21 protein-coding genes and 2 pseudogenes are annotated in these 24,552 nt (G+C 55.9%); 9 read left to right on the forward strand and 14 right to left on the reverse strand.

What is annotated here, in order from left to right:
* Window positions 1-12: 12 nt before the first annotated feature.
* From AXG89_RS29880 to AXG89_RS29905, 6 genes and pseudogenes are all read right to left on the reverse strand, one after another.
* Window positions 13-408, reverse strand: coding sequence for a hypothetical protein (locus AXG89_RS29880; protein ID WP_062172884.1), 396 nt, complete (start codon window positions 406-408; stop codon window positions 13-15).
* Between the two features lie 195 nt (window positions 409-603).
* Window positions 604-1,641, reverse strand: coding sequence for an alkene reductase (locus AXG89_RS29885; RefSeq protein ID WP_236873535.1), 1,038 nt, complete (start codon window positions 1,639-1,641; stop codon window positions 604-606).
* Between the two features lie 105 nt (window positions 1,642-1,746).
* Entirely contained in the window at window positions 1,747-2,466 is a 720-nt protein-coding gene (locus AXG89_RS29890; RefSeq protein ID WP_062172880.1) for a hypothetical protein, read from the reverse strand.
* Between the two features lie 153 nt (window positions 2,467-2,619).
* Window positions 2,620-3,526: pseudogene (locus AXG89_RS29895) on the reverse strand (LysR family transcriptional regulator).
* 72 nt (window positions 3,527-3,598) lie between these two features.
* Window positions 3,599-4,732, reverse strand: coding sequence for an alkene reductase (locus tag AXG89_RS29900; RefSeq protein WP_062172878.1), 1,134 nt, complete (start codon window positions 4,730-4,732; stop codon window positions 3,599-3,601).
* Window positions 4,733-4,919: 187 nt separating this feature from the next.
* Complete coding sequence (locus tag AXG89_RS29905) at window positions 4,920-5,846, reverse strand: LysR family transcriptional regulator (RefSeq protein ID WP_062172876.1); 927 nt, start codon at window positions 5,844-5,846, stop codon at window positions 4,920-4,922.
* 255 nt (window positions 5,847-6,101) lie between these two features.
* On the opposite strand from AXG89_RS29905, the gene AXG89_RS29910 reads away from it, so the two are divergent.
* Window positions 6,102-7,358 carry an MFS transporter gene (locus AXG89_RS29910; RefSeq protein WP_062172873.1) on the forward strand — a complete coding sequence of 419 codons (1,257 nt, stop codon included), beginning with the start codon at window positions 6,102-6,104 and terminating at the stop codon, window positions 7,356-7,358.
* Window positions 7,359-7,497: 139 nt separating this feature from the next.
* On the opposite strand, the gene AXG89_RS29915 is transcribed toward AXG89_RS29910, so the two are convergent.
* A complete protein-coding gene (locus AXG89_RS29915; protein WP_062172871.1) occupies window positions 7,498-7,887 on the reverse strand; it encodes a hypothetical protein in 390 nt (129 codons plus the stop codon).
* 298 nt (window positions 7,888-8,185) lie between these two features.
* Between AXG89_RS29915 and AXG89_RS29920 the strand changes: the two genes are divergently transcribed.
* Window positions 8,186-8,866: an alpha/beta hydrolase gene (locus AXG89_RS29920; RefSeq protein ID WP_062172869.1), complete on the forward strand. Its 681-nt coding sequence runs from the start codon at window positions 8,186-8,188 to the stop codon at window positions 8,864-8,866.
* A 524-nt stretch (window positions 8,867-9,390) separates the two neighbouring features.
* Window positions 9,391-10,137: an SDR family oxidoreductase gene (locus AXG89_RS29925; protein WP_062172867.1), complete on the forward strand. Its 747-nt coding sequence runs from the start codon at window positions 9,391-9,393 to the stop codon at window positions 10,135-10,137.
* Window positions 10,138-10,714: 577 nt separating this feature from the next.
* Here AXG89_RS29925 and AXG89_RS42465 read toward each other — a convergent pair.
* Entirely contained in the window at window positions 10,715-10,864 is a 150-nt protein-coding gene (locus tag AXG89_RS42465) for a hypothetical protein (RefSeq protein ID WP_162916118.1), read from the reverse strand.
* Between the two features lie 420 nt (window positions 10,865-11,284).
* Here AXG89_RS42465 and AXG89_RS29930 point away from each other — a divergent pair, with 420 nt between their 5' ends.
* The 6 genes from AXG89_RS29930 to AXG89_RS29960 all read left to right on the forward strand — a co-directional run bounded on the left by AXG89_RS29930 (window position 11,285) and on the right by AXG89_RS29960 (window position 17,441).
* Window positions 11,285-12,274: a zinc-dependent alcohol dehydrogenase family protein gene (locus AXG89_RS29930; RefSeq protein ID WP_062172865.1), complete on the forward strand. Its 990-nt coding sequence runs from the start codon at window positions 11,285-11,287 to the stop codon at window positions 12,272-12,274.
* 432 nt (window positions 12,275-12,706) lie between these two features.
* Window positions 12,707-13,642, forward strand: coding sequence for a GlxA family transcriptional regulator (locus AXG89_RS29935; RefSeq protein ID WP_062172863.1), 936 nt, complete (start codon window positions 12,707-12,709; stop codon window positions 13,640-13,642).
* 149 nt (window positions 13,643-13,791) lie between these two features.
* Window positions 13,792-14,130 carry a DUF3331 domain-containing protein gene (locus tag AXG89_RS44995; RefSeq protein WP_082771585.1) on the forward strand — a complete coding sequence of 113 codons (339 nt, stop codon included), beginning with the start codon at window positions 13,792-13,794 and terminating at the stop codon, window positions 14,128-14,130.
* A 391-nt stretch (window positions 14,131-14,521) separates the two neighbouring features.
* Window positions 14,522-15,574 carry an IS630 family transposase gene (locus tag AXG89_RS29945; RefSeq protein ID WP_062172861.1) on the forward strand — a complete coding sequence of 351 codons (1,053 nt, stop codon included), beginning with the start codon at window positions 14,522-14,524 and terminating at the stop codon, window positions 15,572-15,574.
* Between the two features lie 424 nt (window positions 15,575-15,998).
* Window positions 15,999-16,754, forward strand: a complete 756-nt coding sequence (locus tag AXG89_RS29950; protein WP_062172859.1) for an alpha/beta fold hydrolase — start codon at window positions 15,999-16,001, stop codon at window positions 16,752-16,754.
* 336 nt (window positions 16,755-17,090) lie between these two features.
* A complete protein-coding gene (locus AXG89_RS29960; RefSeq protein ID WP_082771584.1) occupies window positions 17,091-17,441 on the forward strand; it encodes a BON domain-containing protein in 351 nt (116 codons plus the stop codon).
* 157 nt (window positions 17,442-17,598) lie between these two features.
* Here the strand turns inward: AXG89_RS29960 and istB are convergent, their stop codons facing one another.
* The 6 genes and pseudogenes from istB to flgM form a co-directional block, all read right to left on the reverse strand.
* Entirely contained in the window at window positions 17,599-18,357 is a 759-nt protein-coding gene (gene istB / locus AXG89_RS29965; RefSeq protein WP_062172854.1) for an IS21-like element helper ATPase IstB, read from the reverse strand.
* An 18-nt stretch (window positions 18,358-18,375) separates the two neighbouring features.
* The gene (gene istA, locus AXG89_RS29970; protein WP_082771583.1) at window positions 18,376-19,923 is read right to left on the reverse strand and encodes an IS21 family transposase; all 1,548 of its coding nucleotides are present in this window, start codon (window positions 19,921-19,923) and stop codon (window positions 18,376-18,378) included.
* 201 nt (window positions 19,924-20,124) lie between these two features.
* Window positions 20,125-20,823, reverse strand: a pseudogene (locus AXG89_RS29975) (IS4 family transposase); the annotation flags it as partial.
* Between the two features lie 304 nt (window positions 20,824-21,127).
* A complete protein-coding gene (locus AXG89_RS29980) occupies window positions 21,128-21,391 on the reverse strand; it encodes a hypothetical protein (RefSeq protein WP_162916116.1) in 264 nt (87 codons plus the stop codon).
* A 219-nt stretch (window positions 21,392-21,610) separates the two neighbouring features.
* Window positions 21,611-23,161 carry a methyl-accepting chemotaxis protein gene (locus AXG89_RS29985; RefSeq protein WP_062172849.1) on the reverse strand — a complete coding sequence of 517 codons (1,551 nt, stop codon included), beginning with the start codon at window positions 23,159-23,161 and terminating at the stop codon, window positions 21,611-21,613.
* A 671-nt stretch (window positions 23,162-23,832) separates the two neighbouring features.
* Window positions 23,833-24,138, reverse strand: a complete 306-nt coding sequence (flgM, locus tag AXG89_RS29990) for a flagellar biosynthesis anti-sigma factor FlgM (RefSeq protein ID WP_062172847.1) — start codon at window positions 24,136-24,138, stop codon at window positions 23,833-23,835.
* Window positions 24,139-24,552 lie beyond the last annotated feature (414 nt).

The raw sequence follows: 24,552 nt of genomic DNA on the forward strand, positions 1-24,552 counted from the left end.
TACTTCCCAGCGTTACACGACCCTATCCAGCAGGACTTTTGGATCATAATAGGCAACCAAAAGCCGTGTTGCCTTGCCTTGAGCACAATCCCAGTGTTCGGAGATTAGTATTGATTCGTCAGTGCCCTGCACAGCAATTCGTATTAACGCTACGACGTGCTCACCTTGGACAGTTAAGCTTTCATACGACAATCTGGTGAAGTCAAGTATCGCCGCTACTTTGGGAAGAATCGACACATACCCTGCTTTGTCGTATTGACCGCCCCACGGAAGATAATCAGGAACGAATAACCTGAAATCATCATCCAACAATTTCTCGAAATCTATAATTCTCCCCTCCGCCGCACCCTGATAGAAGGCTTTTACGATGGCTAGCGCATTTGCTTCTTTAGTAGCATGATCGTTCATATTTAAGGATCCCTCAGTGGAACGAGACTACACGCTTGTGAGCCGAAAGTACCGAGCTAGTTGCTACTTTAGATGGATAAGTTTTCTGTACCCGGGAGAATAGTTAGTCGATTTCGACGTCTTCGCGTATGGAGCGAGGACTATGCTGCCGAAACGAGCGACACTTTAAATTGCAAAGTCTCAGACTGCCGTTCCCTAGTCGGTCATACTTGGATAGTCGGTATAGCCCACAGCGCTCCCACCGTACGCTGTTGCCCGATCGAACGTGTTAAGTCGGACCTGACGACGAATGCGCTCAGGAAGATCAGGGTTGGAGATGAACATCCGCCCAAACGCGACTGCGTCGGCAAGACCATCAGTCAAAACCGTGGCGCCAGTCTCCGCCGTATATCCGCCAGCGGTGATCACCGGTCCGGCAAATAGATGACGAAATAACGCAGCGTTATTTGCGCTGTCCACGCTTGCATCGTCTCCCAATCCGGCCGAAGACGCGCGTGGCTCAATCAAATGAAGATAAGCAATAGAGCGCCTGCTGAGTTCGCCGATCACATAACTGAAGTGAGGAACAGTGGCGCTGTCGCTTAGCCCTCCAAGATTGCCATGTGGCGACAGTCTTACGCCAACGCGGTTTGAACCGATCTCGCTTGAAATGCTGTCGACCACTTCCAGCAGCAGACGAGCGCGGTTTTCAACTGAGCCACCATAGCTGTCCGTACGGCGGTTGCTACCGTCCTGCAGAAACTGGTCGAGCAGAAACCCATTGGCACCATGTACTTCGACGGCGTCGAATCCTGCCTCGACTGCATTGATTGCAGCTCGCCTGAACGTTGCCGTGACGTTCGCAAGTTCGGCGAATTCAAGTGCCCGAGGCGTTTCATACGGTACCTGCTGGAACTGTGGCGTGTAAGCCATTCCAGGCGCGGCAATCGCTGACGGTGCTACAGGCAGGCTGCCATCTGCGTTATATGAAGAATGCGACCAACGTCCGTGATGGACAATCTGCAGCGCGATACGGCCGCCTTCTGCGTGCACGGCATCGGTCACGTCGCGCCAGCTCGCTATTTGCGAAGGCGTGTAAATGCCGGGCATTTGCGGATACCCGTGGCCTTGGCGGATGATCGCTGTCGCCTCAGTGATAATCAAACCCGCTGCCGCTCGCTGGGCGTAATACGTCGCACTAATTGCCTGGGGTGTGCCGTACGCATCGGCTCTCATCCTTGTCAGGGGCGGCATGACGATTCGATTTGGGAGCTGGAGTGCTCCCAATCGAAGCGGAGTGAAAAAGACGTCATAAGTCACGGCACGGCCTTGCGATATTCATGCTTAGGAGAAATTGCGTCAGATGAACTTGAGATCGCCGAAGTCAAGCGAGACAAGCAAAGGCTCCGGCACCTTCTGGAGGCGATCATCGTAGGCGTAGATACGTCGCGTAGTCGGCATCTTGATGCCTTGAAATTCCCGATAATTCGTCGGATAGTTCGCGCCGGTCGCCCCACCGAGAATGTCGACCGTATAGTCGTGGCGCCGCATCAGCCCATCAGGTCCAAAATGGGTGATCTGTGTTTTGGTGTGACTCGCAATATAGTCGGGGAACGTGATTTTCAGGCGACGCCACGTCTCCCCATTTTCGGTCCATGGTTCGATTTCTTCCGTCTCAAATCCTGGATAGGTGTAAAGGAATGGCGAGGTCAAATAAGTCCACAACGCCTCGCTAGCAAAGTATGCGACGTGAAATTTGTCCCACGCACTCTCAATCGTGTGGCCCGCATAAGCCTCTTCTGGGCGATCGCGTGTCTCGACCACATCGCCAGCGAGTGTTTCCAGCGTCATCCGCCCAGGAACAAAGACACTTTGCAGGTTTTCGGTGGTGAACGGCGTAATGGTTAGCTGTTCCACATGCGTCTTGAGAGAGAACACCTTGTCGGTTAATAGACCAGGTTGCTGCTTGAACTGCCAAATAGCGCCGCCAATCGATACCGGCGCATGGAGTTCTGTGAATTCATTCCACCGCTGCAGTCCGCCGTGAGCATTCACTGCAAATTCCGACAAGTCGTTCATATCCAGCTCCTTAAGATCATTCCAGGCGGCGTTGCCAACACGCAGCAATCTAACCGAAGTTCCCCCTTGTCAAAGGTCGCGGTTCCCACCTTTCGTGACACCGGAAACCAAAAGCTAAATATAGGCCTTTTATCCGGCACCAGTTCGGTAGTTTCATGTTTCCCATGGCGGTGCAGGTTGCCAAGCGTCGACGAGTTGATCGATAAAAACGCGTACCTTGGGAGTCAAATGTCGGCGCGACGGATAGGTTGCGCGAATCGGAGTTCCCGCGACGGCAAACGTCTCCAATACTGGTTGTAGTCGTCCTTGGCGAATTTCCGTCGCGAGGAGATAGGTCGGAAGATTGATCACGCCGGCGCCGTTGATAGCCGCTGCGACAAGCGCTTCGGCGCTGTCCAGGCGCAAGCGGCCGCTTGTCTCTATTGCCAGATTCCCGGTGCCAGTAAAGCTCCAGGGCTGAATTCGTCCGGCACTTACAAATGAAGACACTCATGATTAACGAGATCAGACGGCGCGGCCGGTAGCCCCCTCTCTTTGAAATAACTCGGGGAAGCGCAAACTGCAAGCCGCTGTGTCGCCACAGTACGCGCGATCAACCGCGAGTCCGGCTTTGGCTCGCCAATTCTTATGGCGATGCTATACCCTCGTCCGCCAAGTCCACGAATCTATCCGTGAAACTGATGTCGACGGTCACGGCTGGCCAACTCGCGAGAAACGATTCCATTACCGATCGAACCTACGTGTGGCCGAGCGCGACGGGAACGCTGATTCGAAGAGCACCCTTCGGCGTCGCGCTTCGCGCAGCCATCGCCGTTTCGACCTCCTCGAGATCTTCAATAATCTGTGTGCAGCGCGCAAAGAAAACCGAGCCGTCATCTGTGAGGCCGATACTTCGTGGCGTACGGTGAAGCAAGCGTACTTGCAGACGCACGTCAGGGCGGGCGATGATTTTTCCGACCGCCGAGCGCGTAATGCCAAGTTGATGAGCCGCCGCCGTGAAGCTCCCTGCTTTCACCACGGCGACGAACGTCGCAATGTCGTTCACGTTGCCAAGTGCCACAGCCTTATCCTCGGAGATCGAAGAGTCCTGCACCACCCTTAGAACGCGGCGTAGGACCCCTAACGTTACGACTCAGGCAAACTGCTCCGTCGAGCCTACGAGACTCTCAGCAGAGTCCTGATAGAACGGGTAGTCGGTGTAGCCGATTTCTGTGCCGCCGTAAAACGTATCGCGGTCATAGTTATTGAGCGGAAGGCCTCGGCGAAAGCGCTCAGGCAGGTCAGGGTTCGAGATAAAGAAGCGACCAAACGCCACCAGGTCAGCGCTACCCTCGGAAATGATCGCCTTCGCCGATGCCTCATCGAAACCGCCGGCTACGATGATCACCCCCCGGAATGACTCGCGGAATTGACGAGCTGCGACGGGATACTGGACGCGGGTATCGTCGGCAGCATTGCCGGCCACCCTCGGTTCGATCAGATGGAGATAAGCCAAATCCAGCCGGTCGAGTTCTTTGACAGCATGTGTAAAGAGCGACACCGGGTCGGTATCCGACATGTCACCGAACGAGCCGTCCGGTCCGAGGCGCACGCCCACCCGATTGCTACCCCATATCGAGATCACCGCCTTCGTGATTTCAAGAAGGAAACGCGTGCGATTTTCTATCGAGCCGCCATAAACATCGTCGCGTCGGTTGCTACCGTCCTGCAAGAACTGGTCGATGATATAACCGTTCGCCGCGTGAATCTCGACCCCGTCGAATCCTGCCTCGAGACCGCGGGCTGATGCGGCACGAAAATCTCCGACCAGCGACACTACCTCAGCCTGGGTCAATGCCCGATTAGGCGTACTCGGAACCCAGCCATTGGCGGTGTAGGCCAGACCTTCCGATTCGACTTCGGACGGCCCGACAGGCAATACCCGGTTGGGCTGCATATCGCGATGCGACTGACGGCCTGCGTGGAAAAGCTGAAGAAAGATGCGACCGCCCTTCTCGTGAACGGCATTAGTAATCTTTCTCCACCCCAGAATCTGTCCGTCCGAATAAATGCCAGGCGCGCCGAGATAGCCGTTGCCGTTAGGCGATACGACGGTCGCCTCCGACACGACAAATCCGCCTTTCGACGCACGCTGTGAGTAGTAGTCGCGCATCAATTGGTTGGGCACGTCGCCCTTTCCTGAACGCATACGGGTAAGCGGCGCCATCACGATGCGGTGCTCGAGTTGATACTGACCCAACTTAATGGGGCTAAAGAGATTAGACATGTTCTTCACCTATTCTATGAGTGTTACGCCGACGGGCTAGTTGCGCAGTCAGAGGAAATACGATTACTCCATTTCCTAGCTGGCGACTGCTCGGGTGGCAATGGAGACAGAGTAGGCGATCGTTATTGAACAATAAATAACCGTTTTCAGCGTGCTTTATTTCATAGGTGGAACAATCAAAGCTTTTTCATTGGCGCAGAACGGGTTTGTTCGCCGTGTCGCTGCTTAGAAACAATTCGACTAACCAATCGACAAACACTCGGACCTTGGCGCTGAGATGCCGGTTTGGCGGATAGACGACAAAGACGGAAATGGGATCAGCCCACCAATCGGCGAAAGCAGGTTCCAATGCGCCGCTATCGATGTGAATACGGCTCAAGAACGTTAGCGCATGCACAACGCCCAGCCCCGCCAATCCCATCGCTAGGCATGCAGTCGAATCGTTGGCGGTCAGTGTGCGCTCGGGTATCACTTCGACCGCCTCCTCATTTCTCTTGACCACAATAGGGAAAGCCCGTCCCGTTTGAGCCGCAACCATCTGGATCACGTCGTGCCCGTGCTCAAGTCCAGACGGATGTTTGGGACGCCCGTGTTTCAGCCAGTAATCCGGGGTCGCGCAAAGCACCTGACGTACATCTCCGAGCCTTCTTGCGACCAAGGATTGATCCAAGACTTTTCCTGTTCGTACAACGCAGTCGATGTTTTCGGCCATCAGGTCGAGCGGCCGATCGCTGATGCCAAAATCCAGTTTGATATCAGGGTAACGGGCGACGAAATCAGGTAACGCGGGAATGATGAGTCCTAGACCTATCGGGACAGGGAAATCTACGCGCAACCGGCCGCGCGGATTGCTTTTCGCCCGAGTCATGACGCCTTCGACCTCTTGCAGCTCGTTAAGTAAGCGCACGGCTCGTTCGTAGTAAGCGATGCCGTCAGTGGTCGGACTGACTTTACGGGTCGTGCGGTTGAGCAACTTGGTGTCGAGATCCGCTTCGAGCGTCTGAATGAGTCGTGTGACCGTAGGCTTCGGAATGTCGAGTGTTTCCGAAGCCCTTGTGAACGTTCCCGTTTCAACTACACGTACAAAAGCTCGCATCGCCTGAAACTTGTCCATGAGCAACCTATATTCGGATTGGCTTGTTTAGGTGCGCCTAAAAACGGTGCGCCTCGATCATACATCGATGCGACCGTCGGTCAGGGCCTCTGGGCAAGGGTTTGCCGGTATCGCGATCCCGTGTCGTCTCTAAGGGGACGCACTTTCCCCACTGAACCGCCTACTCTCCGTTTTAGAAGCAGTTTTGTTCGACGGTTGGTTTGTGATCTGTCCAACGCACCGTTGACACATTATTTATTTGAAACGGAGAACATCATGGATGCCAATCAATTTGCCAACTCGTCTACCAGTCCGCCGCTTGTCGCAGAGGACGTGCTCCGGACTTCTGTCGAGCCGGCGTCGAGCCAGAATTCGTGGTTGGCCGTTTTGTCGGTCGCGGTGGGTTCTTTTGCATTTGTCGCGACGGAATACATGCCGGTCGGCATCTTGCCGCAGATCGCGCGTGAACTCGGCGTCACTCCGGGTACGGCGGGCCTCATGACGACGACGCCAGGCATCATCGCCGCGATTTCCGCACCCGTCCTGCTGCTCGCTGCCGGCCGCATCAATCGGCGGTTGATTTTGTTGGCACTGGCCGCCCTGCTGCTGGCCTCAAACTTGATCTCGGCTATCGCTCCGAGTTTTGCTGTCATGCTGATCGGCCGTGCGTTGCTCGGCGCGAGTCTCGGCGGCTTCTGGACCGTCGCACTGGGCGCGTCGGGACAGTTGGTCCCGGAAAACCAAGCCGCCCGGGCGAGCGCAACCATTTTCATGGGAATCACGCTGGCCACTGTGATCGGCGTGCCGCTCGGCACGTTGATCGCCGATATGACTTCATGGCGTATATCGTTCTTCGCCACCGCGATCCTCGCGGCCCTGGCGTTGGCCGCCCAAGCCGTATTATTGCCTTCGATCCCCCCGAAGGCCGCGATGCGAACTAGCGATTTCCGCGCGATGCTCTCACGTTCAAACGTTCGACGCAGCCTGTTGATGGTTGGCTTGCTCTTTGGCGCGCACTTCGCGGCGTACACGTATATCGCGCCCTTTCTCGAGCGCAATGCGTCGCTCGGCGGCCAAGGAATCACTGCCGTGCTGCTGGGATTTGGCATCGTGGGATTCGTCTCGAACTTCGCGATTTCGGCATTCGTCACGCGCCATTTGAAGGCTTCACTGTTCGTGCTGGGTGCGCTCGTGATGATCGCGTTGTTCGCGCTTCCGTTGTTGCAGGCATCGCACATCGGCGTGATTGCGACGGTCATGGTGTGGGGCGTTGTGTATGGCGCAATACCGCTCTGTCTGAGCGTGTGGATGCAATTGACATCACCAGATCGCCCAGAAGCAGGTTCATCGATGTTCGTCAGTATCGTGCAAATCGCTATTGCGGTGGGCTCGCTCGGCGGCGGTGTGGTGGTCGACCACCTGAGCATTGCGTCAACCATGCGCTTCGGCGGCATACTCGCTGCTCTCAGCCTGCTCGTGATCATGACGTTCCGCACACGCGAGTCGACGTTAAAAGAGTTGCTTGAAACGTAATGGGCTACATGCGATCGAATATCGGCAGTTGAAGCGATGCAGTTGCATACCACGCACTCGGCGAATCTGACGAGTGCGCGGTGTTTGGCTTATGAAGCGTCAGATGGTTTGTCCGCACAGGCAATGGATATGGATCGAATTAGCTAGGCGATAGAATCGCTTCGAGGCCAGCTGAAAAAGCAACAACTTGCGCAAAGGGGCGGTGGTGCAGCCCAATGTGGCTGATGACGCCGCTAGCGTTGCGGCCGAGAACTGTGACGCCAGCGACCGGATGGCCGGCATAGATACCTTCCCACGCAAGATAAGTGTGAGAGTCAGTGCAGGCCTCATGCACAAACGCAATCGACTCGTACATTCTCCGAGTCGCATCGAAGAACCGCCGGATGTCTTGGGTGCCAATTATCGGCGTTTTGAGTACAGATGCTTCGAGCGCCACGTCTTTCGAAAACCGCATTGCGAACGAATCTAATGATGGTTGGTTGATTAGTGCGATCCAATCGCGAGATGACAGTACAGAAACGTTATACATAAAACTTCCTCGATTGAAAAGTTGATCGTTCGGGCGTTGCAGTTGCCTCCAAGTTACCCTAAGTAAACGCTTAACACTAATCACTGCCTCGAATTACGTGTGCGTAATCCTGTCTTAAAGGCAGGAAAGTGCCAAGCGTTCGACCATTGTAGATTTCCCGCTGCTTAGCAACCGGCACCGAATGCCTGACGACTTAAAAGGTGGGAAGATCGACGCATTATGATGGTCGCGAGGACGCAAAACTTGTCTAAAATTGCACACACAGCGCGTTGCTGACTTGAAAGAAAGGACCATTAATATGGCGAGGGTATCGAATATTCTCTTTGTTCACGGCGCATGGGCTAATTCTTCAGCTTGGGAAAGGGTTCTGCCACTCACCGAAGCAGCGGGCCTCGGCGGTACCGCAGTCTCACTCGCCCTGACATCACTTGCAGACGATGTGGCAACGGTAAAGCGAGCGATTGCGCTGATCGACGGGCCAGTATTGTTGGTCGGCCATTCATATGGCGGAGCGGTCATAACGGAGGCAGGCTCCGAGCCAAACGTTGCGGGGCTTGTGTACGTCGCCGCGTTCGCACCCGATACCGGCGAATCAGCAGGATCGCTCGGCGCGGGCGGACCTTCTACCCGATTACTCGAGGTTGTGCGCCCTGACGCAAACGGCTTTTATAAGCTGACTCGCGAAGGCGTCGATGAGGTGTTCGCCCAAGACCTTGCAGAAGAAGAGCGCGCCCTGATCTTCGCAACGCAAAATCCATTGGCGGGTGCCGCGCTTGGCGCTGAAATAACTTCCCCGGCCTGGAGGGAAAAGCCGAGCTGGTATCTGCTTGCTAGCGAAGACCGCACTATCCATCCGGAGCTTCAACAGAAAATGTCGGCCCGGATGAGCGCGACAGTCCTTACCGTGGCGTCCAGCCATCTGCCAATGCTGTCTCACCCACAGGCAGTCGCCGATTTGATAGGTCAAGCGGCGGGATAGCTCGAATTTTTGCCTGGTCATATGCGGCTTGCCTCTGTCGTTCGAGTTCGAATGGGCCGCGCAAAACTCGCGCAACTTGCCGCCTTTCAAACAAGGCCCGGCAGTTGCAACAGTGGACGTGTAGGCGTCCCAGACTTCGTGCGAAGCGCGTTAGGTATCAGAGGTGTCTGTAGGCTACCGTCTCGCCCATCCCGGACCTATTGCTCTCTCGCTTACCTTGCCGATGTAATCTGTTTAGAAGAGGAAAGCGAACTTTCAAAGTTTGAAACCTTGTTCTCGCAGACGGAAATGGTCGAATTTATAAGCGAATCTCTCCTAGCATGAGGTTGCCGTTGACTTGGTCTGGCACGAACTTGATTCGTACAATGCCTCGCCATACGCAATTTTCTATGCGAAGCAGCCGTTTGGGCCTCACGATTTCGCATTTGGCTCAGGCGCGTTCTCAACTTCTACTGTGATAGACATCATTTCGAAAGCAAGCATTCGTATGACATCGTCGATGTAATTCCACACTGAGAAAATCCATGAAAACAACTGGCAACACTATACTCATCACTGGCGGCGGATCTGGCATCGGCCGAGGCCTTGCCGAAGCGTTCCATCGACTTGGCAACCAAGTCATTATCGCGGGACGACGCCGCGCTAATCTCAACGAAACGATCGCCGCGAATCCCGGAATGGAGGCGGTCGAACTCGATATCACCGATCCGCAGAGCATCTCTTTGGCGGCAGAACAAATTCTCGCCAAGTGGCCATCGCTGAACGTATTGCTTAACAACGCGGGGGTGATGCATATCGACGATCTGAGTCGCCCCATCGATGACGCGATGATGGTATCGACGCTGACCACCAATTTGATGGGACCGATCCGCTTAACAGGTGCGCTCGTCGAACATCTAAAACTGCAAAACGACGCGACGATTATCAATGTATCGTCCGTACTTGGGTTTGTGCCGATGGCGATTACCGGAGTCTATTCGTCGACAAAAGCAGCTATCCATTCGTACACACAATCGCTGCGTTACCGGCTCAAAGACACGTCAGTGCGTGTCATCGAGATTGCGCCGCCTTGGGTTCAAACCGATCTGCTGGATAGCAAGAACGAACCGAGGGCGATGCCGCTCGCTCCGTTCATCGAACAAACAATGCACGAACTCAGCAAAGACGCAGATGAGGCCGTTGTTGAGATCGCTAGACCCATGCGCAATAACGCCGGGCCAAACGAGGCCGCATTCGTCACGCAGTTCAACGATATGATCACCGGTGCCTAAGGCGCTGTACGATATTAAACGAGCGAACCAAAAAGGTTAGCAATGGCTTGCTGTTGCTAACCAACAGGTTCAACAGCATTTTCGTGTGCGAAGGCGCGCGCTAGCAAACCACCTTGTTCTTGCATTAGTGCTTCTGCCGACATCGTCCGACCCACTCCCGAACTTGACTTACCGTTGGTGGTACTAACCTGTTTCATTTACAATTTGCGTACGCAAATCATCTGCTTATCGGTAGCCACACTCTCCCACCATCGACGATGCGATCCGCGAGCGCAAGTTATCCAATGCTGCAGCGAGGCGCCGACTTGGGACGGCGTGTTGGGCTTACTTAAGACATATCCTAGGTTCAAAAAATCAGCGCGTAACGAAGTGAATGGTGTGACTGCCGGTGCGATGTACCGAACCGGCGCACTCAATGTTTTCGTACGCGCGGCCGAGACACGAAGTGCACTGAGGCCGACGCAAGATGGCCTCTTGTCATCTGCGATAGGCAAAGCGATATCGCGACTTCAAGCGCGGCTAAATATTTAGTCCTTTCATCGAAACACTTGCAGCATTTCGCCCCCTCGAAGAGGAACTATTTGCGAGGCGATGCAATGTTCATTGCAGAGGAAATCGGAGCCGTAGAAACAGAACTGGCGATGACAACCTCGACGCCACAAAGATCGCTACGCGTCAACATGCCGGTGGTCGGCACGGTCATGACGCCGGTGATCGGCGCGTTCATTAGAGCCTCTCCGGAGCCCTGCTAAAGCAAGGGCTTGGCGTAGCGTGAGTTCCCGATTTCGCGGTGCGTGCAACTCACACATGGCTCGCTTGTCTCTGTATTGAGACCGTTTCTCGACAGCCGCGGCACTTCGGGTGCGATTGGCCGCAAAGCCAGCAGACCACGTCGAATACACGGGTCTTCGTCCATTTCAGGAACAAATATCTAGTTCCCATTGGCAGTGCTTCGCTAGATACCTACGGTCGACGCGCATAGTGATCGCCAATTGTTGGTAAATACAGGCAAGTGTTGGCGATGACATCGATTTATCTTCCTATCGAATTCGGTCACTATCGAGCCGCAAGCTGCGCCTTGGACGACCAACGTGTTGTTCAGCGGCGATCAGCGTCTGCCCAATTTGCTACTTATCGAGGTGTACGTTTGTCACGCGTGGTCAGTTTTTCCCGTTTTGGTGGACCCGAGGTTCTCGAGATACATGATGTTCCTGTCGCGGTGCCGGGCGCCGACGAAGTGCGTATCCAAGTCAAAGCTATTGGCCTCAATCGGGCCGAGGCCATGTGGCGCGCCGGCGTCTATGTCGAGCCCGTTATCCTTCCTGCACGCCTGGGCTACGAGATATCTGGAGTAGTCGATGCGGTAGGAACGAATGTCACGCATGTGGAGCCTGGTAACGTCGTCAGTACCGTTCCATCCTTTTCGATGAACGACTACGGCATGTATGGGGAACTGGTCCTCGCCCCGGCGCACGCGGTCGTCAAGCACACGGCGCCGATTGCCTTCGAAGATGCAGTGGCAATTTGGAACGTATTCATCACACCGTATGCGGCGTTCACCGAAAACAATCGCCTGTCCGCCGGACAAACCGTATTGATTCCAGCGGCTTCCAGCGGCGTCGGAATCGGTGCGATTCAAGTCGCAAATGCACTTGGCGCTAGGCCGGTTGCGCTCACCCGCACGCGCGACAAGCGAGACGCATTGATAGAGGTTGGCGCGGCGCATGTAATCGTAACGGGTGAACAGGACTTGGTTCAGGAAGTGGCTCGCATCACCGAAGGAAAGGGTGCGGAACTAGTGTTCGATCCGGTTGGCGGTCCGAACTTCGCAAAGCTGGTTGAAGCGACCGCTCCCAGGGGCACGATCCTAGTCTACGGCGCCCTTAGCGAAGAGGTTACGCCGCTTCCGATGCTTTCGGTGCTTGCGAAGCGGATTACGATTCATGGATACAACCTGTTCGACACGACCACGACGCCTTTGTTGCAAAAGGAGGCAGTAGAATTCATTATCGATGGCCTCACATCCGGCAAACTGAAGACGGTCATTGCACAACGTTTCGAGTTCGACAATATTGTTGAGGCGCATCGCACGTTGGAACGAAATCAACACATGGGCCGATTGATTGTTACTGTCTAAGCCCCTTGCTTGCGCCTGTTCTGGATCTACGGAACGGATGCGATTTCGCCGCACGAGGCAACAAACAATCGCCGAGTTCACGGTGTTGCTGTATGCGCCTGGCTTGTTTTGGACGGATGACCCCAACGGATCAGGAGCTTAGGCCGTCTCTTTCCTTAGCGAACTCAGAGTCGGTGTAGCCGGTTTTCATGGCACCCTCGTTGAAGATAAAGCTGCGCGTATGCGAATCACGCGTGGTTGAAATGCTTACATAACGGCGAATGACACTGACAAAACTCGAGTCTATTTAAGAAAGGATGGGTATGCGGGCTACAACCGTCTGCTGAATAACGCAAAGAACAATCTTGTTTTGACTCAAAAAGAGGGGTTATCGTCCTCCGTCTCGGATTTTAGGTTTGTAAGATACGGCCCAATCGAACCGATGAGGATTCAATGCAGCGAATTGCTTTAGTAGTAACCGCGAACTTACAGGTGCTTAGCCTGAGCGTGTTGTCGGTATTCGAGTTCGCGAATGCCATGATGGGTCAACAGCACTATGATGTGTGCCTCTTATCTGAAGATGGACGGGTACGAACATCATTTGGCACCGATATGCTCACAAATCGATTCGGCGACGGCCCGTTTGACACAATCATTGTTAGCGCGGCCATCGATTTTCAGCCAGCGACCCCGGCTACCCTGGCGTTCCTGAAGGACTCGTTAATTTCGTCACGCCGAATCGCTTCGACATGCGTAGGCGCGTTCACGCTTGGAGAAGCTGGCCTGCTCGATGGCAGACAAGCCACAACGCATTGGGCCATGGCCGCTGAGTTGTCGCGGCGTTTTCCCAACGCGAAGGTAGTGCCTGAAAGAATATTTACGCGAGACGGCCAAATCTGGACCTCAGCGGGCGTCACGTCCGGTATGGATCTCGCTTTGTCCATGGTTGAACAGGATCTTGGACAAGAGTTGGCGAAATCGGTGGCAAAAGTAATGGTCCTGGATCACCGGCGGTCGGGCAATCAACCACAGATCACTATTGGTCCGGATCTCTACTCTGGCTCCGATCGTATCGAGGAATCGCTTCGATATGCTAGACAAAACCTTGGGAAACCATTAACGGTAGCTTCCCTTGCCGACGCTGCGAAGCTCAGCCCAAGGCAATTTTCACGACTTTTTCGTGCTACCACGGGGGAGTCGCCCGCGAAGGCAATTGAAAAAATGCGACTAGAGGTCGCCCGCCACCTTGTAGAACACAGCACGACGACCATTCAAAAAATTGTTCGGGACACTGGCTTTGGTGATAGCGAAAGAATGCGGCGTTCTTTCGTCCGCTCGTTTGGCTTTGCACCCCAGGTTCTCAGAAGTCGTTCGCGCAAGGGCCAGTGAATCGAGCGGCGCGCCGATACTTGATCAAGACCCTTGATTGACAGGATTCGACATTGAAACTCCCACTAGAATTGTCAGCTTGGGCAAGCATTGTCCGGGGTCTGCATATCAGATCGAATGATTGCGCTGTGCAGCAACAGATACGTGCGATGGATCGGGGATGGCATCTCAGCGAAAGCTGCGCTGTCGCAACAGCGAACCGCGGACCGCAGGCTCTAGTGAAAGTACTCGAACGCCCCACGAACAGCACAGCAATCATAGATTGGTGCGATCCTGGGTCATGCCGGTATCGAGATCAGATATGGCGAGTTACTCGTGCGCCTAGGGGTGGAACTTGTGCGTTGAGCGGGCTTATTATTTCTCCGGGAGAGCGGGTGTATCGGCCCCGAAGCTATCGCTTGACGCCTAAAAATGCGGGAGCGATGATACGAGCGGAACAGATCGAGCAAGAGCATGCAATTCCGTTGGTTGCGCCCGCGATTCTCTAGTGATGATCGCTTGTTATCGTTGACTCATCAGTTGTTGAGGTAAAAGCACAAGACTGCAGTCTCTGACGTCACAGGTATTTTTGCGCTTCGATGGCGTTACAGATAGTCGACCAAACAAGCATGCCGTCATTCCCGGCAGAAACATCAGTGAAAGCAAGTTAGTGATTCTTCTATGACTGCACGCATCCTTTTGGAAAGGTTGCTAACGTAAATTCGCGGGACTGGTTTACGCCGCGGCTTGAGACACCCTAAATCGACGAAACCTAAACGATCCTTCAGCCGACTTCGTAACGAAACTCTGCACCAAACTCGAACCCGATCCCGATTCCGATTCCAACCCCTAGTCCAATGCGTCATTGACTTGGCACCCCATCTACGTTGGAATTTACGCATGGGAAAAATGAATCTGACTGATACCGAACGTGCGCAATTACTTTCAGCAGCACGCAGCCGAACGGTGCGCGCGGCGGACGTGCGACGTGCAAAACTGATCTTGATGCTCGAGGACGGTGAATCGCGCGACGGGATCATGAGCGCACTGGGCTGCGACTCACGTTTCATCGCACGTTGGTCGGGGCGCTTCCTCAACGAGCGACTGGCCGGCATGTACGCTCGCCACCCCGGGCGCGCTCCTGTGCAGCCGCCTGCCAAGTTGGAAGCGCGGGTACTCAGCCGCACCCTCAAGCACAAACCATCCGACGGTTCGACACACTGGAGCAGCTACAAGCTCGCAGCAGAACTGGGCGACGTGTCGGTCTCGGCCGTGCAGCGCATCTGGCGTAAACACGGCATCAAGCCGCAGCGCTTGGAACGACACATGGTCTCCAACGACCCGGACTTCGAGACCAAGGCGGCCGACGTGATCGGGCTGTATCTGAACCCGCCGGCGCACGCGGCGGTGTTCTGCGTGGATGAAAAGACCGCGATCCAGGCACTTGAGCGTAAGGACCGGATGCTGCCGCTGTCGCCGGGACGCGCCGAGAGCCATGGCTTCGAATACAAACGCAACGGGACACTCAGCCTGTTCGCCGCGTTCAATACGGCGACCGGCGAGGTGCTGGGCAAGACGGCGTCGCGCCACACCAGCGAGCAGTTTGTGGCCTTTCTGACTGACGTCGTCGCCAGCCAGCCCAAACGTCGGGAAATCCACGTGATCTGCGATAACGTAAGCAGCCACAAGACGCAGCGGGTGGTCGACTTTCTCACCGCGCATCGCAACGTACGCTTGCACTTCACGCCGACTTACTCTTCGTGGCTTAACCAGGTGGAAAACTGGTTCTCACGCATTCAGCGTGATGTGATCGCTCGCGGCGTCTTCACTTCGGTGAAGGATCTAGATCGCAAACTGATGCGTCATATTCGCGAGCACAATCAAAACCAGAAACCAATCAAATGGAAATATGACGATCCTTCTCGTCCAATTCGACCGGTGCCAAGTCAATGACGCAGTGGACTAGAGACTAACCAAAAGACGCGTTGAATAATCGCTTTTCACATAACAGCACGTGCTATCAGGCATGCCTAAAAGAGCTATACCCAAACGCATCGATGCGGATGACTCAAAATGAGGGTTTGGCGTCGTTCCGCTGCTTGGCGTCTCAGATAGAATTCGTGCCGTCAGCAGGTGTCCTACCGACTGCTTCGCAGACCTTCGATCGCTTTACATTGGTTTTTCAAAGTTTTCATGGCCGTTTGATTTTTTTGTCCTTCTGTCAACACGTTTTTACGGGCCGCAAGCTTCGGCACCGCTCGTTCATATTGATCACTAGTGACCGACTTTCGTACCAACGCCTAGCATCGTATGAAAATACGATCGTCCACCATAAGACAAGTTCACGTTAATCATCATTTACAACACAGGAAAGACAATGGTCAAGAGTCTCACCCGAACCGCCGCCTCCATTTTCGTTATGCTTGGATTGACTAACGCACAAGCAACGCCTGCGGATGCCGTCAAGAATGTCGTCTTGGTTCACGGAGCTTTCGTCGATGGATCGGGCTGGAACAAAGTGGCCGATATCCTGCGCAAAGACGGCTATCACGTCGCTATCGTTCAGCCGCCTGAAACCTCACTCGGCGACGATGTCGCCGCGACTGATCGAATCCTGGACCAACTCGACGGACCCGCCGTGCTCGTAGGACACAGCTATGGTGGCGCGATCATTACGGAAGCGGGCAATAACACGCACGTGAAAAGCTTGGTGTATGTGGCTGCGCTTCAGCCCGATGTTGGCGAAAGCGCCGGACAACTTCTTGCAAGCAAGCCTGCAGCTTCCAACGATATAGCACCTTCGAAGGATGGTTTTCTTTTCATTCCTGTCGACAAATTTCACGACGACTTCGCTGCTGATTTGCCGCACGCGCAAACAGACCTAATGGCAGTCTCCCAGGTGCCGCCTTCGGTGAAAGCGATCACCGAGGCGATTTCAGCGCCGGCGTGGAAAGATAAGCCCAGTTACGCGATTGTTGCGACTCAGGATCGGGCTATCAATCCCGATTTGGAACGTGCAATGTATAAGCGCTCACATTCGATTACGACCGAGATCGATTCCAGCCATGTTGTCTACATGTCCCAGCCGCGCGCTGTGGCAAAGATAATCGAGGCTGCGGCAAATGCAGAATGATGTGACCAGCAAAGACTCGCTGTGGCTAGTTTTTTGTACTCGACTCTGTGCTGTTGAGAGGAGCTACACAATGATCGTGTGGAAAGTTATCAAGTGGGCAACGATGTTGAAAGCCGCGAATTTTCGGGTGGCCGAACATCGCAGACTCCTCTCACTCATCAACTGCGCGTACTTCGAAAGGACCGTACAGGCGACTAAAAACGTTTCCTCTCCAATTTCGATGTCGGAAAAGCAAACGAATGCTAAGTCAAGATAGGATGAACGCGACTTCTTGCCGGTTTCTAGATGTCTCGGACAAACTAGAAAAACTCTCGATAATTGAGGATATTCTCCGATATGAAAACCACCTTTTCACATAGAGCAACTGTCCTAGCTACGGCCACGCTTATAGGCATTGGCGCCATGAGCACAGCTGGCGTATCCTTCGCCCAACAAAGTGCGTTCGCACGGAAGACGGCTGTGATCAAAGCAGATTTTAAGCTTGAGGAGGCTGTTCAGAAGGCTTTCGATAATGAGAAAAATTTCGATAGTTCTGATGTGCGCGTAGTTTCGCGAAAGGGAATCGTGACACTTGATGGTAACGCACCGGACGACGGACAAATAAAAAAGGCAACCGAAATCGCTGCTGCGACGCCGGGTGTAAAGTCGGTCACGAATTCGCTCACGGCGAAAGAAGCGGGCCACTAAACTTGTTTGCACGTCATCGCCACGGTCTAATTGCGTATTCCACGCAAAGAGAACAGCCATTCCAGGGCAAAGTGAATCGTAATTCCACGGCAAAGCGAACAAGGATTCCACGCCATCGCGAACAAACGGAGCGTAGCGACGCGGGACCTTTACCTTTTTACTCGGACTGCGGCTTCGCGGTCAATCGGCTGCGCGTCTTGCGCAGCGATTCGCCCTCGAGCGTGATGCGATGAGCGTTGTGCACCAGCCGGTCAAGGATCGCGTCGGCGACGGTGGGTTCGCCGATCGCGTCATGCCAGTGGTCCACCGGAATCTGGGAGGTAGCGAGCGTGGAACGGTGCCCGTAACGGTCGTCAAGAACCTCAAGCAGATCGCGCCGCGCGGAATCGGTCAGCGGCGCCATTGCCAGATCGTCGAGAATCACGAGATCCGTCTTGGCGAGTTGTGCGAGCCATCGCGCGTAGCGCCCGCTGCCATGTGCGATCGCCAGTTCCTCGTTCAGTTTCGGCACGCGCAGATAGTAGGCGGAGAACCCTTGCCGGCACGCCTGGATGGCGAAGGCGCAACCCAACCAACTCTTGCCGAGCCCAGTCGGGGCAACCAGGATGAGGTTCTGCCTTTCCCGAAGCCACTCACCGGTCAGCAGTCGGGCGGTGAGCGCCCGGTCCAGGCCGCGGGCGGTGCGATAGTCGATGTCCTCGGGCGACGCGTCGGGCATCTTCAGTCTGGCCCGGCGCAGCCGGGCCGCCGTTTGTCGCGAGTCACGTTCACTGGATTCACGCTCGACCAGCAGCCCCAGACGTTCTTCAAAGCCCAGCCGGTCAATTCCGTCCTGGGACTGTTGTTCGGCAAGCGCCGCTGCCATGCCGGACAGGTGCAGCGCGTGCAGTTTGTCGACAGTGGGATGATGCAGCATATAGACTCCCTTTCAGTTTCAGTGGTAGTACGAAGGCCCGCGCACATTGGCATGCACAAGCGGTAGGTCGGCCTGCCTGGTATTGGATTCGGGCTCTCGGTCCAGGCCGTTCTTCAGCGTCGAATCAATGAACTTGTAGTTCGGCGCTTTCAGATCGATAGCGCGGCGGCAGGCAGCTTCGAGCCGGTCGCGCCCGTAGTCCTTGCCCATGCGCAGTACACCCAGGCAGGTGCGATACGACTGCTGGGGGTGCTTGCGGGCACCCAGCAGGTGCTGGATGACGGCCGCCGTATGCGGGCCGATGTCGGCGGCCCAGTTGCGCAGCCGCTCCGGATCCCAGCCCTTGGCGACCGCCAGGTGTTCCGGCGGCATGTGTGTGTCGATCGTGGTGTGGTAGCGACGGCGAGCGCTTTTGCCGTGAGCGGCAATGCGTTGACCGCGATGGAAGATCTCGACGGTGTTGGTCGTGTGGCGCACGTCGACCTGCTCGCGCGCGTAGCGATACGGCACCGAGTAATAGTGCTGATCAAGCTCGACGTGATAGTCCGGCCCGATACGCGCGACCTTCCACTCCGCGTACTGATAGGGCTGCTCGGGCAACGGCCTGAGTGCTGGGCGATCGATTTCGTCGAAGACGCTACGGCGTGAGCCAGGCAGCTTCTTGAAGGGCCGGTTGTTCAGATCGCCCAGCAACGCGGCGACCGCCCGGTTGGCCTCGCCCAGGCTGAAGAAGCGTTGGTTGCGCAGGCGGGCGAGGACCCATCTCTGCACCAGGAGGACCGACAGCTCTGCTTTCGGCTTGTCCCTCGGTTTTTTACTGCGAGCCGGGATCACAGCCACGGAGTAATGCCTGGCCATTTCCTGGTAGGTTGGATTGATATCCGGATCGTAAAACCCCGGCTTGTGGACGCCCGATTTTAATTTGTCGGGCACCAGAATCTCGACCAGGCCGTCATAGAACGCGAAGGCGCGCACGTGCGAGCCGATCCAGTCTGGAAGCTGCTGAGTCCAGGTGAGCTCCGCAAACGTAAGCCCGGACACGCCGAGCGCAGCGACGAACAGCTCGGCCTCGCGGATTTCTCCGGTGTCCGGGTTGATGATGCCGAGCTTCTTGCCGCTATAGTCGACGAACAGCTTCTGGCCCGGCACGTGCGTTTGCCGCATCGTGACCGGAAGCCGCTGCGCCCATTCCTGGTAAGCCTTGCAGAACCAACTGTAGCCGCAGCCGTCCGGATGCTGAGCCTTATATTCCTGCCACAGCAGATCGAGCGTGACGCCTTTCCTGCCGATCTCGCGATGCACGGTCGGCCAGTCCGGCATGCCGCGCGTTGGCTCGCGCCGCGCCGGCGGCGGATACAGCCTTGCCTCGAGCGCCACGTCGTCTGTCAGCAGTTCCGATGGCAGCGGCCAGCTCAGCCCTGCCAGCCGCGTGCGGCGCAGGTAATGCCACACCGTCGTCGTCGAGGCACCGACCGCGTCGGCGATCTCCCTTCGATTGCGGTCACACTCGAAATGCAACCGCAGCACTTCCCTGATTTTGCGCATGGTCAACCTGACATTTGCCATTCGGCACTCCCGACAAAACTGTCGATCGTGCCACCGTTGACCCGCGTCGCCGCCACCCTGAATTCTTGTTCGCGATGGCGTGGAAACCCTGTTCTTTTTGCCGTGGAATCGGCATTAACTTTGCCGTGGAATTCGTGTTCACTTTGGCGTGGAATATTCAGTCTAATCGATTGTCGGGGAGAGACCGTACAATGTATCGCGTTATACACAACTGTCGCGGTCGTCGCGTAACAAGCGCAATGTTTTTGCGGCGATATGAACTTCTCTGAGTCCGAGCCAGATGGTTTTCGCACCGGGTTCGCCGTCGCCCTTGCGCCCGAGGAATCCGCCCAGGCGTGCGATCAATCGCAAGACTTCGTTGAGCTTCGGCTGGGCCGGGCGGCGCACTTTCGTGAGCAGGTAGGCACTGCGAATTTTGTCGGGATCAAAGAACAGATGCGCATCCAGATCGGGGCAAGTGCGTCCCAGGCGCATCAGATAGGCCACGCGCCAAGCTTCTACCAGGAACAGCGCCAGTGCGCGCTCGAGTTGTTTGATCGAACCGAACTGAAGCGCCTCGACGCGGCAAGCATTCATCAAGATGTTGCACAACATCTCGATTTCCCAGCGCGCTCGATACCAGTCGATCAATCCGATCGCCCCCTCCAACGTAGTCGCCCCGCGGTTGGTCAGCAAGTCCCATTCGATCGGCTTGACGCCCGCAGGAGCGTCGAACTCGCGTGCGACCAGACAGGTGGCCGCGACGCACTTGCCTCGGCCTGCGGGTAACTCCACACGCTGCATCCACAGATGCTGGCGCACCGTGCGCGCCTTGACGCCATGACGCGAGGCCATCGTGAAGGTGATCTGCCCGATGGCTTCGCCACGGGTCGTGCGCTCCCACAGCTTGTCTCCCTCCGGCCAATGACCGGCTTTGTCCAATCACGGGAATACTTTTTGGTCAGCGAAGGGCCGATTTTCCTGTCTGACTTTCCGTGCACGGACTCCCTCCGGGGCGCAGGCCGTCCACGAGCAGATCTACCATCTTGCGGGCGTAGGCAAGCTTTTCGTCACCCGGCTCCGACATAGATTTGCAACCGCACGCAGCAGTTCTTCGGCTTCAATATCGGCTCGCAAAGCCTTCGCCCCTACAGCCGTGTCCAGCAGTCCTCGAACAGCAGGCCGTTTACGCTTTATTATGCCTCCGCAAGGCCTGACTATTCACTTACCGATACGCTGCCATGCGGGCTTCCTTGTCCTTCAACGCTTTGATTGGTTCGTCTACTGGCTCCACGAACTCGTGGAAGCCCCGGTGCACATTGCGGGCCATCTTGACCATCGAACCAATCAACGCGTGCGCTTCTTCTTGCGTTTCGTGAATGTGTTGCTTCAACCGGACTGTCGTGTCGCCGCTTTCCTTCAAGTAGCGTTCGTCAACTTCGCCGCCGTTGTGTTCGTACACATGGCGTCGATGGAACCAACGTGCCACGGTCTGAAACTCCTCCATCGGCATTCCGGGCAGAGTTCGATCCCGTCCCTTGACCCGCAAACCCGCTCACTCGAAATTCAAAAGAGGCCAAAAAAGCGACATAGTCGAACAAAGACAAAAACCGCATGTTCGATCGTTTTCAGAGACTTGTTGCCGACAAGGCTTGCTTAGCGAAGCAGCCAGCATCACGCCGGCTACGTTTCGCAGCACTACGTGCGTTCAATGCACCGAAAATACCGCGATCGCAGTTTCAAGCTGCGCCGTCTGGGTGCGCAGGACGTCGGCGGAGGCGCTCGCTTCCTCGACCAGCGCGGCGTTCTGCTGCGTCGTCTGGTCCATGCTTGCCACCGCAATGTTCACCTGTTCGATGCCCGCGCTCTGCTCCGACGAGGCTTCGCTGATCTCGGCCATGATGAGCGCAACCTGCTTGATATGCCGGACCACGTCGGCCATCGTGACGCCGGCGCGCTCAACCAGTTGCGAGCCATCGACCACCTTCGCGCTGGATTCATCGATAAGCGTCTTGATCTCTTTCGCCGCTGCCGCGCTGCGTTGCGCAAGACTGCGCACTTCGCCCGCGACGACCGCGAAGCCCCGCCCTTCTTCGCCTGCCCGAGCCGCTTCAACCGCTGCGTTCAATGCCAGGATATTCGTCTGGAACGCGATTCCTTCGATCACGCCGATGATGTCGCCGATCTTGCCCGACGACAGTGAAATGCCATTCATCGTATCGACTACCTGACTGACTACGTCGCCGCCGCGCGCGGCTGTTTGCGATGCATCGAGCGCGAGCGTGCTGGCCTGCTTCGCGTTGCTTGCGTTCTGCTTGACCGTCGCGGTGAGCTGCTCCATGCTCGACGCCGTTTCGCCGAGCGCGCTGGCTTGGTCTTCAGTGCGGCGGGACAGGTCCGCATTGCCCGCGGCTATTTCCTTGGATGCTGCCGTGATCGCCGTGGCACCCACACGAATCTGCGAGATGGCGACCGATAGCTGCGCCTGCATGCGTTTCATTGCGGCGAGCATGCTGGACGTATCACCGGGATGTGTGTTCACCTGGACATTGAGATCGCCATCCGCGATGCGCGTGGCGACGTGCGCCGCGTAGTCCGGCTCGCCGCCCAGTTGCTTCTGTATGCCGCGGATGATTACGCCCATAAGAATCGACACGACCAGACACAGCGCGACGGCCGCGCCCACGTATTGCGCAAGGGTACTGTAGAACGCGTGATCAATGTCATCGGTGAATACGCCCGTAACCAGGGTCCAGTGCCAAGGTTTGTATAGCCTTACGTAGTTCGTCTTCGGTGCGATTTCGTTGGTGACGGGTTTGGGAAACTTCAGTCCCATGAACCCCTCGCCTTGCTGCTCGGCCAGATCGGCGCCTTCCTGGAAGACCCGATGTCCGTCGGGGTCCTTGAAGTTGCTCATGTCCTTGCCTTCCATTTCCGGCCGAACCGCATGCATTAAGACCGTGGCATGCGGGTCAAGGATCACGAGATAGCCCCCTGCGCCCTGATAGCGCATGACGCGCAAATCTTCGGCGGCGTTGTGCTTGGCATCGGCGAGCGAGATCTTGCCTGATTCCGCAAGCGCGCCGTATCGTTCGACGATTGAATAGGCTGTTCCCACCACTGTGCGCAGTTCCGCCTGGCGCAGTGTGATCAGCGTGTCGCGAGTCTTGAAGGCGCCCCATGTTCCTATGGCGAGTACCCCCGCGCACATGATCGCCAGTGCTATCCACAGTCGCGCGCTTAGTTTCCACCGTTGCATTGACCTAGTCCCCGTGTTAGTAAAAAGAATGTAGCCGCTTTATGTCGATGGACGGCCGCGCGGTTACGATGACGATTACTTTTACGAAGCGTTTGGCGTGTTAACGGCGGTTTTGCAGTGGGCTTGAAGATTAATCAAAGGGAGCACTCGCACTTGATGTTTTCGTCTTTCGGCCAGCCCGGGGAATGGTTCCTACAGCCGTTCGTCTGGCACCCAGACCATTGCCGTTTAGCTTTGACCGACAGTTTTATTCAAAGCGGGCGACCGGGGGCGTGCCGAGGTCGCCCGTGCGCGACGCGGCCAAATATTGCGCTAACACTGCCTCGGGTTGTCCGACTCCACCCTCCCCATCTTCGTGTTCCCGGAGAAATGGCGAAAGCCCACACTCGCGCCCGTCGGCCGGGCGCAAGAGCTTATGTAACCATTAAGAGATTTGTGGCCCCTTGGGCGTTCCCGACGCCGACATCGCCTGCATGCCGCATCTTGAACGGGATCGTGCATGCTTTTCCCTCAAAACACTCATGCAAACAGTAGATTCGGTATTTGTCCAAGGCTGATAATTGGTATTAGCAGCCTTGGATTTGCTCAAACATCCCAACGAGCATGAAAACGACATCCCTGGCGAACGCCCTCGCTTAACAACGGAAATCGCTCGCTCAGACGAGCTTCCATCAACGCGACTGCGTCTTCATCAGTTCGCTAGCGCTGCTCAGCATACCGCTAGCGATATTGCCCGACTCGATCCTATAGGTGCCGTCGCGAAGTGCGGCCTTGATCGATTCGACCTTTGCCGTGTCGATGTCCGACGCGCCCGTCGCGCTCATATCCGATAAGGACGACAAGCTCACCGACGAGCTTGTTGCATCGGCTGCGATGGCTTGCTGCACCGCGCCCGCGCTTTGCACCTTGCTCTTGGCGGCCATGCGCAGTGGGTTGGTCTGAAGTGCTGCAGGGACGTCGCTGGAGTTGATCTTCATGGTGTGCGCTCCTTAATCTGTTAAATCCTTTAACGGACTCTGGTTCGAAGTCTTAACCATGTTGAAACGCGCGGCCTCACCCTAACCCGCCACGAACTCACACCTGGCGGGCTTCCCAGCTAAATGCAACAAATTGAAACAAAGTGTGAGCAATCCCACATTAGGCCAGTTAGCCTTGTAAAAGGTATAATTTTACTGGAGTTCACTCTCGGTTCGGCATTTTTTGCTTCGTGTCGAGATGAGCGCTTGACTGCAATTTGAAGGGCAGCTGCGTGTTTGGTATAGTCCGGTTCGACCTCTGCTCGCCATCAACGAATGCCGAGCAAACCAAAGAATCGCGCACTGTACGGTGGTGTCTCGACTCCAAAAGTCCACAAGCCGCGCGTAGACAATCCTACTTGGTTTTCTGGTTCA

It is taken from the genome of Burkholderia sp. PAMC 26561 (assembly GCF_001557535.2).
Classification (GTDB): Bacteria; Pseudomonadota; Gammaproteobacteria; order Burkholderiales; family Burkholderiaceae; genus Caballeronia.

Excerpts from the sequence above, each read along its gene's own strand:
- AXG89_RS29880 (WP_062172884.1), bottom strand. The coding sequence starts at position 408 with ATGAACGATCATGCTACTAAAGAAGCAAATGCGCTAGCCATCGTAAAA.
- AXG89_RS29885 (WP_236873535.1), bottom strand. The coding sequence starts at position 1,641 with ATGCCGCCCCTGACAAGGATGAGAGCCGATGCGTACGGCACACCCCAG.
- AXG89_RS29890 (WP_062172880.1), bottom strand. The coding sequence starts at position 2,466 with ATGAACGACTTGTCGGAATTTGCAGTGAATGCTCACGGCGGACTGCAG.
- AXG89_RS29900 (WP_062172878.1), bottom strand. The coding sequence starts at position 4,732 with ATGTCTAATCTCTTTAGCCCCATTAAGTTGGGTCAGTATCAACTCGAG.
- AXG89_RS29905 (WP_062172876.1), bottom strand. The coding sequence starts at position 5,846 with ATGGACAAGTTTCAGGCGATGCGAGCTTTTGTACGTGTAGTTGAAACG.
- AXG89_RS29910 (WP_062172873.1), top strand. The coding sequence starts at position 6,102 with ATGGATGCCAATCAATTTGCCAACTCGTCTACCAGTCCGCCGCTTGTC.
- AXG89_RS29915 (WP_062172871.1), bottom strand. The coding sequence starts at position 7,887 with ATGTATAACGTTTCTGTACTGTCATCTCGCGATTGGATCGCACTAATC.
- AXG89_RS29920 (WP_062172869.1), top strand. The coding sequence starts at position 8,186 with ATGGCGAGGGTATCGAATATTCTCTTTGTTCACGGCGCATGGGCTAAT.
- AXG89_RS29925 (WP_062172867.1), top strand. The coding sequence starts at position 9,391 with ATGAAAACAACTGGCAACACTATACTCATCACTGGCGGCGGATCTGGC.
- AXG89_RS42465 (WP_162916118.1), bottom strand. The coding sequence starts at position 10,864 with ATGAACGCGCCGATCACCGGCGTCATGACCGTGCCGACCACCGGCATG.
- AXG89_RS29935 (WP_062172863.1), top strand. The coding sequence starts at position 12,707 with ATGCAGCGAATTGCTTTAGTAGTAACCGCGAACTTACAGGTGCTTAGC.
- AXG89_RS44995 (WP_082771585.1), top strand. The coding sequence starts at position 13,792 with ATGGATCGGGGATGGCATCTCAGCGAAAGCTGCGCTGTCGCAACAGCG.
- AXG89_RS29945 (WP_062172861.1), top strand. The coding sequence starts at position 14,522 with ATGGGAAAAATGAATCTGACTGATACCGAACGTGCGCAATTACTTTCA.
- AXG89_RS29950 (WP_062172859.1), top strand. The coding sequence starts at position 15,999 with ATGGTCAAGAGTCTCACCCGAACCGCCGCCTCCATTTTCGTTATGCTT.
- AXG89_RS29960 (WP_082771584.1), top strand. The coding sequence starts at position 17,091 with ATGAAAACCACCTTTTCACATAGAGCAACTGTCCTAGCTACGGCCACG.
- istB (WP_062172854.1), bottom strand. The coding sequence starts at position 18,357 with ATGCTGCATCATCCCACTGTCGACAAACTGCACGCGCTGCACCTGTCC.
- istA (WP_082771583.1), bottom strand. The coding sequence starts at position 19,923 with ATGGCAAATGTCAGGTTGACCATGCGCAAAATCAGGGAAGTGCTGCGG.
- AXG89_RS29985 (WP_062172849.1), bottom strand. The coding sequence starts at position 23,161 with ATGCAACGGTGGAAACTAAGCGCGCGACTGTGGATAGCACTGGCGATC.
- flgM (WP_062172847.1), bottom strand. The coding sequence starts at position 24,138 with ATGAAGATCAACTCCAGCGACGTCCCTGCAGCACTTCAGACCAACCCA.